Source organism: Bordetella bronchiseptica, assembly GCF_900636925.1.
Taxonomy (GTDB): domain Bacteria; phylum Pseudomonadota; class Gammaproteobacteria; order Burkholderiales; family Burkholderiaceae_B; genus Bordetella; species Bordetella pertussis.
In genome coordinates this window covers 1370365-1384230 of the sequence record NZ_LR134326.1, presented here as the reverse complement: position 1 = coordinate 1384230, position 13866 = coordinate 1370365, and the positions used below count along the sequence as shown (strand labels likewise).

Here is a 13866-nt window from a genome sequence, read left to right as displayed (position 1 = left end):
CGCGCCCCCGCCGGATGTGGCATTGCCAGGTGTTACTGCTTCAGGTCGATGTCGCCGAACCAGAACGAGGTATCCGGCTCGACGTAGACGCCGGACAGATTCTTCGACTTCACGTACACATTGTTCTGGGTCACCAGGAACGCCCACGGGGCGTCGTTCCAGATGGTTTCCTGCGCGTTCTTGTACAGCTCGGCCTTCTCGCTGCGATCGGTGGTGGCCAGCGCCTTCATCAGGCTGTCGTCCACCTTCGGGTTCGAGTAGTACGAGATGTTGTTCATCACCGGCGGGAACGCGGCGGTGCTCAGCAAGGGCCGCAGGCCCCAATCGGCCTCGCCGGTCGACGACGACCAGCCCGCGTAGTACATGCGCACCTTGGCGTCCTCGGGCTTTTGCACCTGCTGCACGCGCTGTACGCGCTGGCCGGACTCCAGCACCTCGACCGAGGCCTTGATGCCGACCTGGGCCAGTTGCTGCTGCAGGAACTGCACGACCTTGACCGACGTGCCGTCGTTATAGGCGGACCACAGCGAGGTCTCGAAACCGTTCGGATAGCCGGCTTCCTTCAGCAACGCGCGCGCCTTGGCCGGATCGTACGGCCACTGGCCGATCTTGTATGCGAAGTCCACGCCCTGCGGCACCACGCCGTCGACCACGGTCGCGTAGCCGTTGAACGCCACCTTGGCCAGCGCCTGCTTGTTGATCGCGTAGTTGATCGCCTGGCGCACCTTGACGTTGTCGAACGGCTTGACGCGGGTGTTCATGGACAGGTAGCGCGCCATGATGGAATTCTTGTGGTCCACCACGTCCAGCTTGTCGTTCTTGGCCAGGACCGCGGCCTGCTCGTAGGGAATCGGGAAGGCGAACTGCGCCTCGCCGGTCTGCACCACGGCGGCGCGCGTATTGTTGTCGGTGACCGTGCGGAAAGTCAGGGTGTCGACCTTCGGATAGCCCTTGCGCCAGTAGCCGTCGAATTTCTCGACCTTCAGGTACTCGGCAGGTTTCCACTCGACGAACTTGAACGGACCGGTACCCACCGGATGAAAGCCGATCTCCTTGCCGTACTTCTGCAGCGCGGCCGGCGAGATCATCATGGCGGCCGGGTGGGCCAGCGCGTTGATGAAGGCCGAGAACGGTTCTTTCAGCGTGATGCGCACGGTATGCGGATCGACCACTTCGGTCTTGGCCACGCGGTTGAACTGCGTATAGCGCGACAGGCGGTTTTCCGGATTGGCGACACGGTCGAAATTGGCCTTGACGGCGTCGGCATTGAAGTCGGTGCCGTCATGGAACTTGATGCCGTCACGCAGCTTGATCGTGTAGACCAGGCCGTCCGGGCTGACTTCGTAGCCGGTCGCCAGCAGATTCTGGATTTTCAGGTCCTTGTCGAACTCGAACAGCCCTTCATAGTAGGCCTTGCCGGCGGCCTGGTTCAGCGTGCTGTTGGTGTTGTAGGGGTCGAGCGTTTCCAGCGCAATGGCGACGGCGAAGGTTACGTCCTTGCTGGCATGGGCCAGCGGCGACGCGAGCACGCTGAAGGCCAGCGTGGCGGCGGCCACCAGCTTGGTCGGATGCAGAACTTTCATCATGGAAGGCTCCTGGTTTTGCGGGAGATGCGTGGTTGAGGAAGAAAATGCGGCAGGCGCCAAGCCACCGCGTTCAATACGCGCCGCCGACACTGTGGCGCGCGACAAAGTGATCCGGGCCGACCGCCACCAGCGGCGCCACGACGGGTTCGTCATTGAGCTGGCGGATCGGGCTGGGAATCTCGTCCGACAGCAGCGTCCGCGACATATGCCGCCGCGCGGGATCGGCGATCGGCACGGCCGCCATCAGCTTCCTGGTGTAGGGATGCTGAGGATTCTCGAAGATCGCCCGGCGCGGGCCGATCTCGACGATCTGGCCGAGGTACATCACGGCCACCCTGTGGCTGACGCGCTCGACCACCGCCATATCGTGCGAAATGAACAGGAAGGCGATGCCCAGGTCGCGCTGCAGGTCGATCAGCAGATTGACGATCTGCGCCTGGATCGATACGTCGAGCGCCGACACGGACTCGTCGGCGATCACCACCTTGGGATCGAGGGCGAGCGCGCGCGCGATGCAGATGCGCTGGCGCTGGCCGCCCGAGAACTCGTGCGGGTAGCGCTGCGCCATCTCGGGCGGCATGCCCACGCGCTCGAGCAGCTCGGCCACGCGCCGCTCGGCCTGCTTGCCGCTGGCCACGCCGTGCACCAGCAGGGGCTCCATGATGGAGAACCCCACCGTGACGCGCGGATCGAGCGAAGCAAAGGGGTCCTGGAACACGAACTGGATATCGCGGCGCAGCGCTTGCAGCTCGGCGGTCTTCAGCTTGGTGATGTCGCGCCCGCCGAAATGGACCTGGCCGCCCTGGCTGTCGACCAGCCGCAGCAGCGAGCGCCCGGTGGTGGACTTGCCGCAGCCCGACTCGCCCACCAGCGACAGGGTTTCGCCGGGGTAGAGGTCGAAGCTGACTTTCTCGACCGCGTGCACGCGCCGCTGCACGCGGCTGAAGATGCCGCCGCGCAGGTCGAAACGGGTGATCAGGTCGCGCACGCTGAGGATGGGCTGGCGCTCGCCGGCCGGCCCGCTCTCGGCAGGCGCCGGCCCGGCAGGCGTGGCCGGCGGCTCGGGCTCGGCGGCCGCGGACTCGTCGACGCGCAGCAACGGAAAACGCGCCGGGTGATCGGTGCCCTGCATGGCGCCCAGCTTGGGCACGGCCGACAGCAAGGCCTGCGTGTAGCGGTGCCGGGGCTGGGCGAAGATGCGTTCGGAAGGCCCCTCCTCCACCTTGTCGCCACGATACATCACCAGCACGCGGTCGGCCACTTCGGCGACCACGCCCATGTCGTGGGTGATGAACACGACGCCCATGCGCATTTCCTCCTGCAGCTGGCGGATCAGCTGCAGGATTTGCGCCTGGATCGTGACATCCAGCGCCGTGGTCGGCTCGTCGGCGATCAGCAGCGCGGGCTTGCAGGCCAGCGCCATGGCGATCATCACGCGCTGGCGCATGCCGCCGGAAAGCTGGTGCGGATGACGGTCCATGACCGACCGCGCCTCGGGAATGCGCACCTGCTCGAGCATGCGCAGCGCCTCGGCGCGCGCGGCCGCGGCGTCCTTGCCCTGGTGCAGCCGGATGGTTTCGGCAATCTGCTCGCCGGCGGTGAACACCGGGTTCAGCGAGGTCATCGGCTCCTGGAAAATCATGGCCATGTCGGCGCCGCGTACGCTGCGCATGGCCCGCTGCGACGACGCGCCCAGGTCGACGATGTCGCCGTTGCGGCGGCGCAGCGCGATGCGCCCCTGGGCGATGCGTCCGCCGCCATGCTCGACCAGGCGCATCAGCGCCAGCGAGGTCACCGATTTGCCCGAGCCGGATTCGCCCACGATGGCCAGGGTCTCGCCCCGGTCGACGTGAAAGGACAGGTTGCGCACCGCTTCCACGGTGCGTTCGGCGCCGACGAAACGCACCGTCAGGTCCTCGACCTGAACCACGCGGTTCTCCGGCATCGCCAGGCTGTTTGCGCGATCAACCATATTTCGATTCCCGTACTGTATTACCCAGGCCGCTTGCGCGCGCCTTATCGGTAAATGGCGACCACCGGCGGCTCGCCCACGCGGCCATGGCCGCGGTACATGCCCTCGGTATTGAACGGCAGGGCCACGTTGCCATGGGCGTCGACGGCGACCAGGCCGCCCTTGCCTTCGATGGTGGGCAGCTTGTCGTGCACCACCCGGTCGGCCGCCTGCGCCAGCGTGGCGCCGCAATACTCCATCTGGGCCGCCACGTCGTACGCGGCGACCATGCGGATGAACATTTCTCCGGTTCCCGTGGTGGAAACGGCACAGGTCCGGTTGCTGGCATACGTGCCCGCGCCGATCAGCGGCGCGTCGCCCACGCGCCCGACCTGCTTGTTGGTGATGCCGCCGGTGGAGGTCGCCGCGGCCAGGTTGCCCTGCGCGTCCAGCGCCACCGCGCCCACCGTACCGAATTTCCTGTCGGCATCCAGCGGGTCGGCGGGGGCCGGCTGGCCTTGCGTCACCAGGGCCTGGCCGTCGTGGTCCAGCACGGCCGCCCCGGGCGTTTCGCGCTGCACCCGCAACAGTTGCTCGCGCCGCGCCTCGGTGGAGAAATAGCCGGGATCGACCAGCTCCAGCCCGTGCTCGCGCGCGAAGGCGACCGCCCCCTCGCCGACGAAGAACACATGCTTGCTGTGCTCCATGACCGCGCGCGCGGCCCGCACGGGGTTGCGCACGCAATCCACATTGGCAATGGCTCCCGAACGCAGCGTGGCCCCGTCCATGATGGCCGCGTCCAGCTCATGGGTACCGGCGCTCGTGAACACCGCGCCGTGGCCGGCGTTGAACAGCGGGCAGTCCTCCAGCAGGCGCACGGCCTCGGTGACCGCGTCGATGGCGCTGCCGCCGCCGGCCAGCACCGCCTGGCCGGCGGCGACGATGCCCGCCAGGGCGTCCAGGTATTCCTTTTCCTTGTCGGCCGGCATGGCCGCGCGCGATATCGCGCCGGCCCCGCCATGAATGGCGATGATGGGCTGCGTCATCGTTTTCCTGCTCCTGCTTCACCATGAATCAGCCAGGGCATGACGGACTGCGCCACGCCGGCAGCGGCTGCTATCGAATTCTTGGCGCGATGCGCCACCGCGGCGGACAACGCTTCGATCAGGCCCAGCGCGGCGGTTTCCGCGTTGGACGACAACTGGCGCGACATATGGGCATACAAGGCCACGGTGGCGCACGGCGCCAGCGGCGAAGTCGGCTTGTCCGTCAGCACCAGCACCGGCACTCCCGCCAGCTTGGCGGCATTGGCCAGCGTGACCGTGTCGGCCAGATAGCGGGGAAAGGCCAGGGCGATCACGAGGTCGCGCGAAGTCATGCGCGACATCTGGCGCGCCGCATGCGACACGCCGCCCGGGCCGGCCAGCGATTCGACCGCATGCAGGTGCATGCACAGGCCGCGCTGCAGCAGGCCGGCCAGGAAACCGCTGGCGCCAAAACCGATGATGAACACCCGCTCGGCGTTGAGAATCGCCTCGACCGCCCGCTCGCACGCGCCGGCATCCAGCGCCTGCAAAGTCATCTGCGCGTTGTGGATGTCTTCCTGCAGCGTCGCGGCGAAGACCTGCGCCGCGCTGGCGGAGTGCGCCAGCTCGATGCGCAGCTTCTCGACCGGCTCCAGCGCCGATTCGAAACCGCGCGCCAGCTCGGCGCGGAACTGCGGATAGCCGGGCAATTCCAGCACGCGGGCAAAGCGGTTCGCCGTGGCCACCGACACCCCGACCGCGACCGCGAACTCGTCGATGGTCATGGTGGCGACCCGGAACTGGTGCGCCAGCACGTACTCGGCCATGCGGTGCTGGGTCCGGCTGAAGGCGGGTTGCGCACGCGCGATGCGGTCGGCGATGGACGTAGGGGGGAGGGTCATGGAGGCGGCGGCGCCGGAGAAAGCAAAACGGGTTGCGGAGAGTGGGCCAGCAAAAATGTAAATCTGTTTACGTGATTATTTTATGGAAGAAAAAATATTTTCAAACTCGGGGAATACCCTTTCTCCGGCACGCCGCACGCCCGCCGTCCCAGCGCGAGCCATGGCCATGGGCGAAAAAAAACGCCGGCTAACGCCGGCGCCTTACATACAAAAATGAACCCGCCTTACTTCACAGCGGAAACATCCAGCTTGGCAAGGGTCTTTGCCTTGATTTCGTCGACCGTCACACCCGGCGCCAGCTCCAGCAGCTTCAGGCCGTCTTCGGTCACTTTCATGACGCCCAGGTCGGTGATGATCAGGTCGACCACCCCGACGCCGGTCAGCGGCAGCTTGCATTCGGGCAGCAGCTTGATGTCTTCGGTGCCGTCCTTCTTCCTGGCCACGTGCTCCATCAGCACCACGACCTTGCCGACGCCGGCCACCAGATCCATGGCGCCGCCCATGCCCTTGACCATCTTGCCCGGAATCATCCAGTTGGCCAGATCGCCCTTCTCGGAGACCTGCATGGCCCCCAGGATGGCCAGGTTGATCTTGCCGCCACGGATCATGGCGAACGAATCGGCCGAGGAGAAGATCGACGACCCGGGCAAGGTGGTGACGGTCTGCTTGCCGGCGTTGATCAGGTCGGCGTCGACCTCGTCGTCGGTGGGAAACGGGCCGATGCCAAGCAGGCCGTTCTCGGATTGCAGCCATACTTCCACGCCCTTGGGAACGTGGTTGGCGACCAGGGTCGGCAAGCCGATGCCCAGGTTCACATAAAAACCGTCTTGCAGTTCGCGCGCCGCGCGCGCCGCCATTTCATCGCGGGACCATGCCATGTCGTATTCTCCTTAGGCCGGGCGAGTGGTGCGTTGCTCGATGCGCTTTTCCGGGGTGGCGTTGACCACGATCCGGTGCACATAGATGCCGGGCAGATGGATCTGATCGGGATCCAGCGTGCCGGTCTCGACGATCTCCTCGACCTCCACCACCGTCATCTTGCCGGCCATCGCCACGTTCGGATTGAAGTTGCGGGCCGTCTTGCGGAAAACCAGGTTGCCGCTGCGGTCGGCGATATGCGCCTTGACCAGCGAGACATCGGGCACCAGCGCACGCTCCATCACATACTGATGGCCGTCGAATTCGCGGATTTCCTTGCCATCGGCCACCACCGTACCCACGCCGGTACGCGTGAAGAAGGCCGGAATGCCGGCGCCGCCGGCGCGCAGCTTCTCGGCCAGCGTGCCCTGCGGCGTGAATTCCAGCTCGAGCTCGCCCGACAGGAACTGGCGTTCGAATTCCTTGTTCTCGCCAACGTACGAGGCGATCATCTTGCTGATCTGCCGCGTGTTGAGCAACTGGCCCAGTCCGAAGCCGTCGACCCCGGCGTTGTTGCTGATGCAGGTCAGCCCCTTGACGCCGGAATCGCGCAGCGCGGCGATCAGCGCCTCGGGGATCCCGCACAGGCCGAAACCGCCCACGGCGATCATCTGGCCGTCCTTGACGACGCCTGCCAGCGCCTCGGCGGCGCTTGCATAAACCTTGTCCATCGCTCCAGCTCCTATTGAAATGATCTGGTACAGGCCCGGCCCTGGCGGATCGCGCCTGCGCTGTTTTTTGCTCTGCCGCAAATTGTACCGGCAAGCGATCGCTTCAGGCCGCCGGCCGCATTTGCGCGGCCATCCGCTCCAGCAGGCGGGCCGGCCAGGGTTCGGCGCGATTGGTCTGGTAGTTGACCCACACCAGCACATTGCGGCTGCGCGCGTAGGGCTCGCCCTCCTCGCCCACCTTCTCCAGGGTCAGGTCCAGGTCCATGCTGGAGCGCCCGATGCGCACCACCGTATGGGTCACCCGCACCTCGCCGGGATAGGTAAGCGGGCGCAGGAAATCGCACGAGGCGTGGGCCAGGATGACGCCGAACTGGCCTGGCAGCTCGTAACCGGCCTCATACAGGATGCGCACCCGCGCCTCCTCCATCATCCGGAAATAAATCGTGTTGTTGACATGATTGAGGCAATCCGAATCGCCCCAGCGCAGCGGAATATCCACCTGGTGGGCGTCTCCCACCTCCAGCGTGCGCACAGCGTGCTCGTCGCGGTTCACTTACCGTACTCCTGATAATCGACCATGCGCAGCCGGCGCGGCGCCGGCTGCAATACAATCGCCGATAATACTTCCAGCCATATCAGGGTTAACAGAGGGGAACTGTGTAATGTCCGAACGTGAGTCAATGGAATATGACGTGGTCGTGGTCGGTGGCGGGCCGGCTGGGCTGGCCGCGGCCATCCGCCTCAAGCAGCTTGCCGCGGAAAAGAACCACGAAGTCAGCGTCTGTGTCCTGGAGAAGGGCTCCGAGCTCGGCGCGCATATTCTGTCGGGCGCCGTCATGGACCCGCAGGCCCTGACCGAACTGATCCCCGACTGGAAGGAAAAGGGCGCGCCGCTGAACGTGCCCGTGACGCAGGACAAATTCCTCTTCCTGAGCGCCACCGGCGCGCGCTCCACGCCCAACTGGCTGCTGCCGGCCTGTTTCCACAACGAAGGCAACTACATCGTGCGCCTGGGCGACGTGGTGAAGTGGCTGGGCGAACAGGCCGAAGCGCTCGGCGTGGACATTTTCCCCGGTTTCGCGGCGGCCGAAGTGCTGTACGACGAAAACGGCGCGGTGCGCGGCGTGGCCACCGGCGACATGGGCGTGGCGCGCGACGGCACGCACACCGACCACTACCAGCCCGGCATGGAACTGCTGGCGCGCTACACGCTATTTGCCGAAGGGTCGCGCGGCCAGCTGGGCCGCCAGCTGATCGGCCGCTACAAGCTGGACGAGGGCCGCAACCCGCAATCGTACGGCATCGGCATCAAGGAAATGTGGGAGGTCGACCCGGCCCAGTCGCGTCCGGGCCTGGTGGTGCATACCGCCGGCTGGCCGCTGGACTCCGACACCTACGGCGGCTCGTTCCTCTATCACCTGGACAACAACATGGTGGTGGTCGGCCTGATCGTGGGCCTGGACTACGCCAATCCGTGGCTGTCGCCGTTCGAGGAATTCCAGCGCTACAAGACCCACCCCGCCATCCGCGGCACCTTCGAAGGCGGCAAGCGCATCGCCTATGGCGCGCGGGCCATCACCGCGGGCGGACTGCTGTCGCTGCCCAAGCTGGCCTTCCCGGGCGGCGCGCTGATCGGCTGCGAAGCCGGGTTCCTGAATGCATCGCGCATCAAGGGCAGCCACGCCGCCATCAAGAGCGGCAAGATGGCGGCCGAGGCGGCCTTCGACGCCGTGGCGAGCGATCGCAGCCACGACGAGCTGGCCAGCTACGCCAGCGCCTTCGAGTCTTCGTGGCTGCACGCCGAGCTGAACAAGGCGCGCAACTTCAAGCAGTGGTTCAAGAAGGGCCGCACCGTCGGCACCTTCATGACCGGTATCGAGCAGTGGCTGCTCAAGGGCAAGTTCCCCTGGACCCTGCGCCACAACAAGCCTGACCATGCCTGCCTGCAGCCGGCATCGCAGTGCGCCCGCATCGACTACCCCAAGCCCGACGGCAAGCTGACCTTCGACAAGCTGAGCTCGGTGTTCATCTCCAACACCAACCACGAAGAGAACCAGCCGGTGCACTTGACGCTGAAGGACGACAGCGTACCGGTGGCGGTCAATCTGGCCAAGTACGGCGGCCCCGAGTCGCGCTACTGTCCGGCCGGCGTGTACGAGTTCATCAAGGACGACCACGGCGCCGACCGCTTGCAGATCAACGCGCAGAACTGCGTGCACTGCAAGACCTGCGACATCAAGGACCCCACCCAGAACATCGTCTGGGTCGCGCCGCAAGGCGGCGAGGGACCGGTCTACAGCGGCATGTAAGCGCGGGCGCGCACGTGGGCGCCGGCAGGATACCAGGCGCCCTCGCGGCGCCTTTTTTCCAGACCGTGTGCCCGTCAACCACGGGGGGAGGCCTCGCATGAGCGAACGAGTGCTGCTGGCCGGCTGCGGCGACCTGGGCGTGCGCGTGGCGCGGCGCCTGCTGGCGCGCGGCGACCAGGTCTGGGCGTTGCGGCGCCAGCCGCCGCCGGCCGAGGATGGCGGGCTGCGCTGGATCGCCGCCGACCTGACGCAACCCGCGACACTGGCCGGCCTGCCGGACGGCCTGACCCAGGTCGTCTACCTGCCGGCCCCCGGCGCGCGCGACCCGGCCCGCTATCGCGAGATTTTCGTCGATGGTCTGCGCCACCTGCGCGACGCGCTGGACACGGCGGCCCTGCGCCGCACGCTGTTCGTCTCGTCCTCGGCCGTCTACGGCGAGCACGACGGGCAGTGGGTGGACGAACATACGCCCCCCGGCCCGCTGGGCTTCAATGGCCGCAGCCTGCTCGAGGCCGAGCGCTCGCTGGACGCATGGCCCGGCCAGGCCGTGGTGCTGCGCCTGGCGGGCCTGTATGGACCGGGCCGCCTGCAGCTGCTGGAGCGGCTGCGCGCGGGGCAAGCCCGCGCGCCCGTCGACCCGCCCCATTGGGCCAACCGCATCCACATCGACGACGCGGCGGCCGCGATCGCGCACCTGCTGCGCCTGCCCGCCCCCGAGAAGCTCTACCTGGGCTGCGACGATACCCCGCTGCCCCTGCACGAACTGTACGCCGCACTGGCGACGCTGGCCGGCGCGCCCCCGCCCGGCGAAGGCCCGGCGCCCGCGCAGGTCGGCAGCAAGCGGCTGTGCAACGCGCGCCTGCGCGCCAGCGGCCTGCAACTGCAATGGCCGGACTCGCGCGCCGGCTACGCCGCGCTGCTGGACGGCAAGGCAACCTTGCAGGCCACGATTCATACAACAACGAAACGTTCGATCCCGTGATCGCCGATACTGCAAGACAGCATCGAGGAGACATCATGCAACCCGCCGACCCGCTGGAGGCCGTCGCGCACCCCGACCCCTACCCTTACTATGCCGCCCTGGCGCGCGAACGGCCGTTCTACCACGACGATCGCCTGGGCCTGTGGGTAGCCGCGGGGCCGCAGGCCATCCGTGCGGTACTGACCTGTCCGGCCGCGCGCGTGCGCCCGCCCGGGGAACCCGTGCCCGCGGCGCTGGGCGCCGGGCCCGCCGCGCAAATGTTCGGCCGCTTCATCCGCATGAACGACGGCGCCGTCCATGAGCGCCTCAAGCCCATGCTCACGGCCTATCTGACCCAACGCACCGCGGCGGACCTGGCCGAGCCCGCCTGGCCGGCGATCGGCAATGATCCGGCCCAGGTGGATCGCTATCTCTACCAGGCGCCGGTTCACGCCCAGGCCTGCCTGATGGGCTTGCCGGACGAGGTCGCGGCATCCTGTGCGCGAGAAATCGAGGCGTTCATGGCAGCCTGTCGGCCCGGCGCCGACGCGGCGGCCGTCGCCCGCGCCGACCAGGCCGCGCAGGCCCTGCAGGCGCGCATGCTGGCGCATTTGCGCGCCGCCCGCGGCGACGCGGCGCTGGGCGTGCTGCGCCGCCTGGCCCTGGCCGGCGGCGTCGAGGCCGATGCGCTGGCGGCCAATCTCGCAGGCCTGCTGCTGCAATCCTGCGAGGCCGGCGCCGGACTGCTGGGCAATGCGCTGGTTCACGCCGGCCGCCTGTCGCCGGCGGCCGCGGCGGCCGCGCCGGACCTGCTGCATACCTGCGTGGAGATCGTCACCCACGTGGCGCGCCACGATCCGCCGCTGCACAACACCCGGCGCTTCCTGGCCGCGCCCGCCACCCTGCTGGGCCAATCCGTGCCCGCAGGCGCCGGCATCCTGGTGGTGCTGGCCGCCGCGCACGCGCTGGCCGAAGGGGCCTGGCCATGGACCTTCGGCGCCGAGCGCCATGCCTGTCCGGGCCGCACGCCCGCCCTGCTGCACGCGGCCCAGGCGCTGGCGCATGCCTTGCGCCACGGCGTGGACGCGCCGGCGCTGGCGCGGCGCGTGCGCTACCGTCCGCTGCCCAATGCCCGCGTACCGCGGTTCCACTTCCCGCCCGGAGACACGCCATGATCGCCGTCATTTTCGAAGTGCAGCCCGCCGCCGAAGGCGGGCGCGCCGCCTACCTGGATATCGCCGCCGGCCTGCTGCCCCACCTGCGGGCCATCGACGGCTTCATTTCGGTCGAGCGCTTCGAAAGCCTCAGCACGCCGGGCAAGCTGTTGTCGCTGTCGTTCTGGCGCGACGAAGAAGCGGTGCGCAACTGGCGCGCGCTGGCCGAGCACCGGCAAGCCCAATCGGCGGGCCGCAACGGCGTATTCCAGGACTATCGGCTACGCGTCGCGCACGTATTGCGCGACTATGGCATGCAGGCGCGCGACCAGGCGCCGCCCGACAGCCGCCAGGCGCACGACGGCCCGGCGGGCGGCTGAGAACGCGCCGCGCTCAGCGCGCGGCCGCGCAATGCCCGCGTACCGCGTCGACGACGCGATCGATGCCGTCGGCGTCCACGTCCAGGTGCGTCACCAGGCGGGTCGGCCCGCCATAGACCGCCCGCATCAGAATGCCCTGCCCGCGCAGCGCCGTGGTCAGCGATTCGCACCGGGCCGGATCGAACTCGGCGAACACCATGTTGGTGTGCTGCCCCAGCACGCGCACGCCGTCGATGCCGTCCAGGCCCGCGGCCAGCCGCGCCGCGTTGTCGTGGTCTAGCGCCAGGCGCTCGACGTGGTGGTGCAGCGCGTGCAGGCAGGCGGCAGCCAGTATGCCGGCCTGCCGCATGCCGCCGCCCAGCATCTTGCGCCAGCGATGCGCCTGCTCGATCAGGGCGCGGCTGCCGACCAGCACCGATCCGACCGGCGCGCCCAGCCCCTTGGAAAAACAGATCGAAACCGTATCGAACGGCTCGCACAGCTGTTGCACCGGCACGCCGCTGGCCACGGCCGCATTGAAGACGCGCGCGCCGTCCAGATGGGTGGACAGGCCATGCTCGCGGGCCCAGCCCGTGGCCTGCGCGACATAGCCGGCGGGCATGACCCGGCCCTGGAAGGTGTTTTCCAGCGCCAACAGCCGGGTACGGGCGAAATGCGGATCGCCGCCCGGCTTGAGCGCGGCCGCCAGCCTGTCCAGCGGCAGGCTGCCGTCGGCGGCATGGTCGACGGGCTGCGGCTGGATGCTGCCCAGCACCGCAGCGCCGCCTCCCTCGAATTTGTACGTATGGGCCTGCTGCCCCACCAGATACTCGTCGCCGCGGGCGCAATGCGCCATCAGCGCGGCCAGGTTGCTCTGCGTGCCCGACGGGAAGAACAGCCCGGCCTCCTTGCCCGCCCGCGCGGCAACCTCGTCCTGCAGGCGCCGTACGCTGGGGTCATCGCCCATCACATCGTCACCCACCGGCGCGGCCGCCATGGCCTGCCGCATGGCGGCGCTGGGACGGGTCACGGTATCGCTGCGCAGATCGATCATGGTTGCTCCACGTAAGGGGTTTCAGGACACGGCGCGCGGGGCGGGCCGCGCGGCCCGGCTGACCACCCACAGGCCGAACAGGATCAGGGCCATGCCGGCCATCTCGGTCAGGGTGGGCCGTTCGCCCAGGATCGCCCAGGCCAGCAGCACCGCCACCACCGGCACGCCCAGGCTGGACAGCCCGGCGATCGAGGCCGGCACCCGGCGCACCACCAGCAGCCACAGGATCCAGCCCAGCGCCGTGGCGACCAGCACGATATAGCTCATGCCCAGCCACAGCCGCCACCCGCCCCATTGGGCGGGAATCTGCGGCACCAGCCAGGCGAACGGCAGGATGACCACCCCGCCCAGCAGCATCTGCCAGGCGGTGAAGGTCATGATATCCGGCGCATGGCGCTCGAACATGCGCTTGGACAATACCGTGCCCAGGCCCCAGCACAGGCCGCTGCACAGGCCCAGCGCGACCGGCGCCAGATCGCCCAGCCCGGCCCAGGGATCGAGAAAGCACACCAGGCCGACCGCGGCCAGGGCAATGCCGCCCCAATGGCGCGCGGTCGGCCGCTCGCCCTGCAAGGCCCAGGCGAACAGCACGACCCAGAAAGGCATGGTGTAGGCCATCAGCGACACCTTGCCCACGCCGCCGCTGATCAGCGCCGTCTGCACGAAACCCTGGAATCCGGTGATCTGCGTCGCGGCGGCAAGCAAGGTCAGCTTCCAGGGCGGCATGCCCAGCGGCCGGCCGGTCGCCACCAGTATGCTGAACAGCACGACGGCGCCCGACAGATAGCGCACCGCGATGAAATCGAACGGCCCGATGTACGGCACCACCAGCTTCATCGCGATCCAGCTGCCCGCCCACACGAAGATGGTAAGCAGCATCAGGCCCAGGCCCACCCGATCGAACGCGGCGCGATTCACTTCCAGTACTCCCAAGAAAACCCATGCAAAGCCGGAAAAGGCACGGGCCGGTCATGCG

Annotated in this window: 13 protein-coding genes; 4 read left to right on the top strand and 9 right to left on the bottom strand. The window is 68.0% G+C overall.

From position 1 onward, the window contains the following. Positions 1-32 precede the first annotated feature (32 nt). The 7 genes from gsiB to EL288_RS06485 all read right to left on the bottom strand — a co-directional run bounded on the left by gsiB (position 33) and on the right by EL288_RS06485 (position 7606). Positions 33-1586: a glutathione ABC transporter substrate-binding protein GsiB gene (gene gsiB / locus EL288_RS06515; protein ID WP_003813717.1), complete on the bottom strand. Its 1554-nt coding sequence runs from the start codon at positions 1584-1586 to the stop codon at positions 33-35. 70 nt (positions 1587-1656) lie between these two features. Continuing rightward, positions 1657-3558, bottom strand: coding sequence for a dipeptide ABC transporter ATP-binding protein (locus tag EL288_RS06510; RefSeq protein ID WP_003813720.1), 1902 nt, complete (start codon positions 3556-3558; stop codon positions 1657-1659). A 44-nt stretch (positions 3559-3602) separates the two neighbouring features. Continuing rightward, a complete protein-coding gene (locus EL288_RS06505) occupies positions 3603-4583 on the bottom strand; it encodes an isoaspartyl peptidase/L-asparaginase family protein (protein WP_033459647.1) in 981 nt (326 codons plus the stop codon). Next, a complete protein-coding gene (locus EL288_RS06500; RefSeq protein WP_003813724.1) occupies positions 4580-5464 on the bottom strand; it encodes a MurR/RpiR family transcriptional regulator in 885 nt (294 codons plus the stop codon). Before EL288_RS06500 ends, EL288_RS06505 begins: the two co-directional genes overlap by 4 nt. A gap of 224 nt (positions 5465-5688) precedes the next feature. Next, positions 5689-6342: a CoA transferase subunit B gene (locus EL288_RS06495; RefSeq protein WP_003813726.1), complete on the bottom strand. Its 654-nt coding sequence runs from the start codon at positions 6340-6342 to the stop codon at positions 5689-5691. Between the two features lie 12 nt (positions 6343-6354). Continuing rightward, complete coding sequence (locus tag EL288_RS06490) at positions 6355-7053, bottom strand: CoA transferase subunit A (RefSeq protein ID WP_033459646.1); 699 nt, start codon at positions 7051-7053, stop codon at positions 6355-6357. Between the two features lie 103 nt (positions 7054-7156). Beyond that, the gene (locus EL288_RS06485) at positions 7157-7606 is read right to left on the bottom strand and encodes an acyl-CoA thioesterase (RefSeq protein ID WP_003813730.1); all 450 of its coding nucleotides are present in this window, start codon (positions 7604-7606) and stop codon (positions 7157-7159) included. Between the two features lie 109 nt (positions 7607-7715). Between EL288_RS06485 and EL288_RS06480 the strand changes: the two genes are divergently transcribed. From EL288_RS06480 to EL288_RS06465, 4 genes are all read left to right on the top strand, one after another. Next, positions 7716-9362 (top strand): electron transfer flavoprotein-ubiquinone oxidoreductase, encoded by a 1647-nt coding sequence (locus EL288_RS06480; protein ID WP_033449775.1) that lies wholly within the window; start codon positions 7716-7718, stop codon positions 9360-9362. A 97-nt stretch (positions 9363-9459) separates the two neighbouring features. Next, the gene (locus EL288_RS06475; protein WP_010928982.1) at positions 9460-10344 is read left to right on the top strand and encodes an NAD-dependent epimerase/dehydratase family protein; all 885 of its coding nucleotides are present in this window, start codon (positions 9460-9462) and stop codon (positions 10342-10344) included. Then, complete coding sequence (locus EL288_RS06470; protein ID WP_010926940.1) at positions 10341-11498, top strand: cytochrome P450 family protein; 1158 nt, start codon at positions 10341-10343, stop codon at positions 11496-11498. The genes EL288_RS06475 and EL288_RS06470 overlap by 4 nt, the downstream gene beginning before the upstream one ends. Then, positions 11495-11857, top strand: a complete 363-nt coding sequence (locus EL288_RS06465; RefSeq protein WP_003813739.1) for an antibiotic biosynthesis monooxygenase family protein — start codon at positions 11495-11497, stop codon at positions 11855-11857. The genes EL288_RS06470 and EL288_RS06465 overlap by 4 nt, the downstream gene beginning before the upstream one ends. A gap of 13 nt (positions 11858-11870) precedes the next feature. On the opposite strand, the gene ltaE is transcribed toward EL288_RS06465, so the two are convergent. Beyond that, the gene (ltaE, locus tag EL288_RS06460) at positions 11871-12890 is read right to left on the bottom strand and encodes a low-specificity L-threonine aldolase (RefSeq protein WP_003813743.1); all 1020 of its coding nucleotides are present in this window, start codon (positions 12888-12890) and stop codon (positions 11871-11873) included. Positions 12891-12911: 21 nt separating this feature from the next. Beyond that, on the bottom strand, positions 12912-13808 hold the full coding sequence (locus EL288_RS06455) for a DMT family transporter (protein WP_003813745.1): 897 nt from the start codon (positions 13806-13808) through the stop codon (positions 12912-12914). Positions 13809-13866 lie beyond the last annotated feature (58 nt).

Bases quoted from the DNA above. Each gene is read 5' to 3' on its own strand.
- gsiB (WP_003813717.1), bottom strand. From the start codon at position 1,586: ATGATGAAAGTTCTGCATCCGACCAAGCTGGTGGCCGCCGCCACGCTG.
- EL288_RS06510 (WP_003813720.1), bottom strand. From the start codon at position 3,558: ATGGTTGATCGCGCAAACAGCCTGGCGATGCCGGAGAACCGCGTGGTT.
- EL288_RS06505 (WP_033459647.1), bottom strand. From the start codon at position 4,583: ATGACGCAGCCCATCATCGCCATTCATGGCGGGGCCGGCGCGATATCG.
- EL288_RS06500 (WP_003813724.1), bottom strand. From the start codon at position 5,464: ATGACCCTCCCCCCTACGTCCATCGCCGACCGCATCGCGCGTGCGCAA.
- EL288_RS06495 (WP_003813726.1), bottom strand. From the start codon at position 6,342: ATGGCATGGTCCCGCGATGAAATGGCGGCGCGCGCGGCGCGCGAACTG.
- EL288_RS06490 (WP_033459646.1), bottom strand. From the start codon at position 7,053: ATGGACAAGGTTTATGCAAGCGCCGCCGAGGCGCTGGCAGGCGTCGTC.
- EL288_RS06480 (WP_033449775.1), top strand. From the start codon at position 7,716: ATGTCCGAACGTGAGTCAATGGAATATGACGTGGTCGTGGTCGGTGGC.
- EL288_RS06475 (WP_010928982.1), top strand. From the start codon at position 9,460: ATGAGCGAACGAGTGCTGCTGGCCGGCTGCGGCGACCTGGGCGTGCGC.
- EL288_RS06465 (WP_003813739.1), top strand. From the start codon at position 11,495: ATGATCGCCGTCATTTTCGAAGTGCAGCCCGCCGCCGAAGGCGGGCGC.
- ltaE (WP_003813743.1), bottom strand. From the start codon at position 12,890: ATGATCGATCTGCGCAGCGATACCGTGACCCGTCCCAGCGCCGCCATG.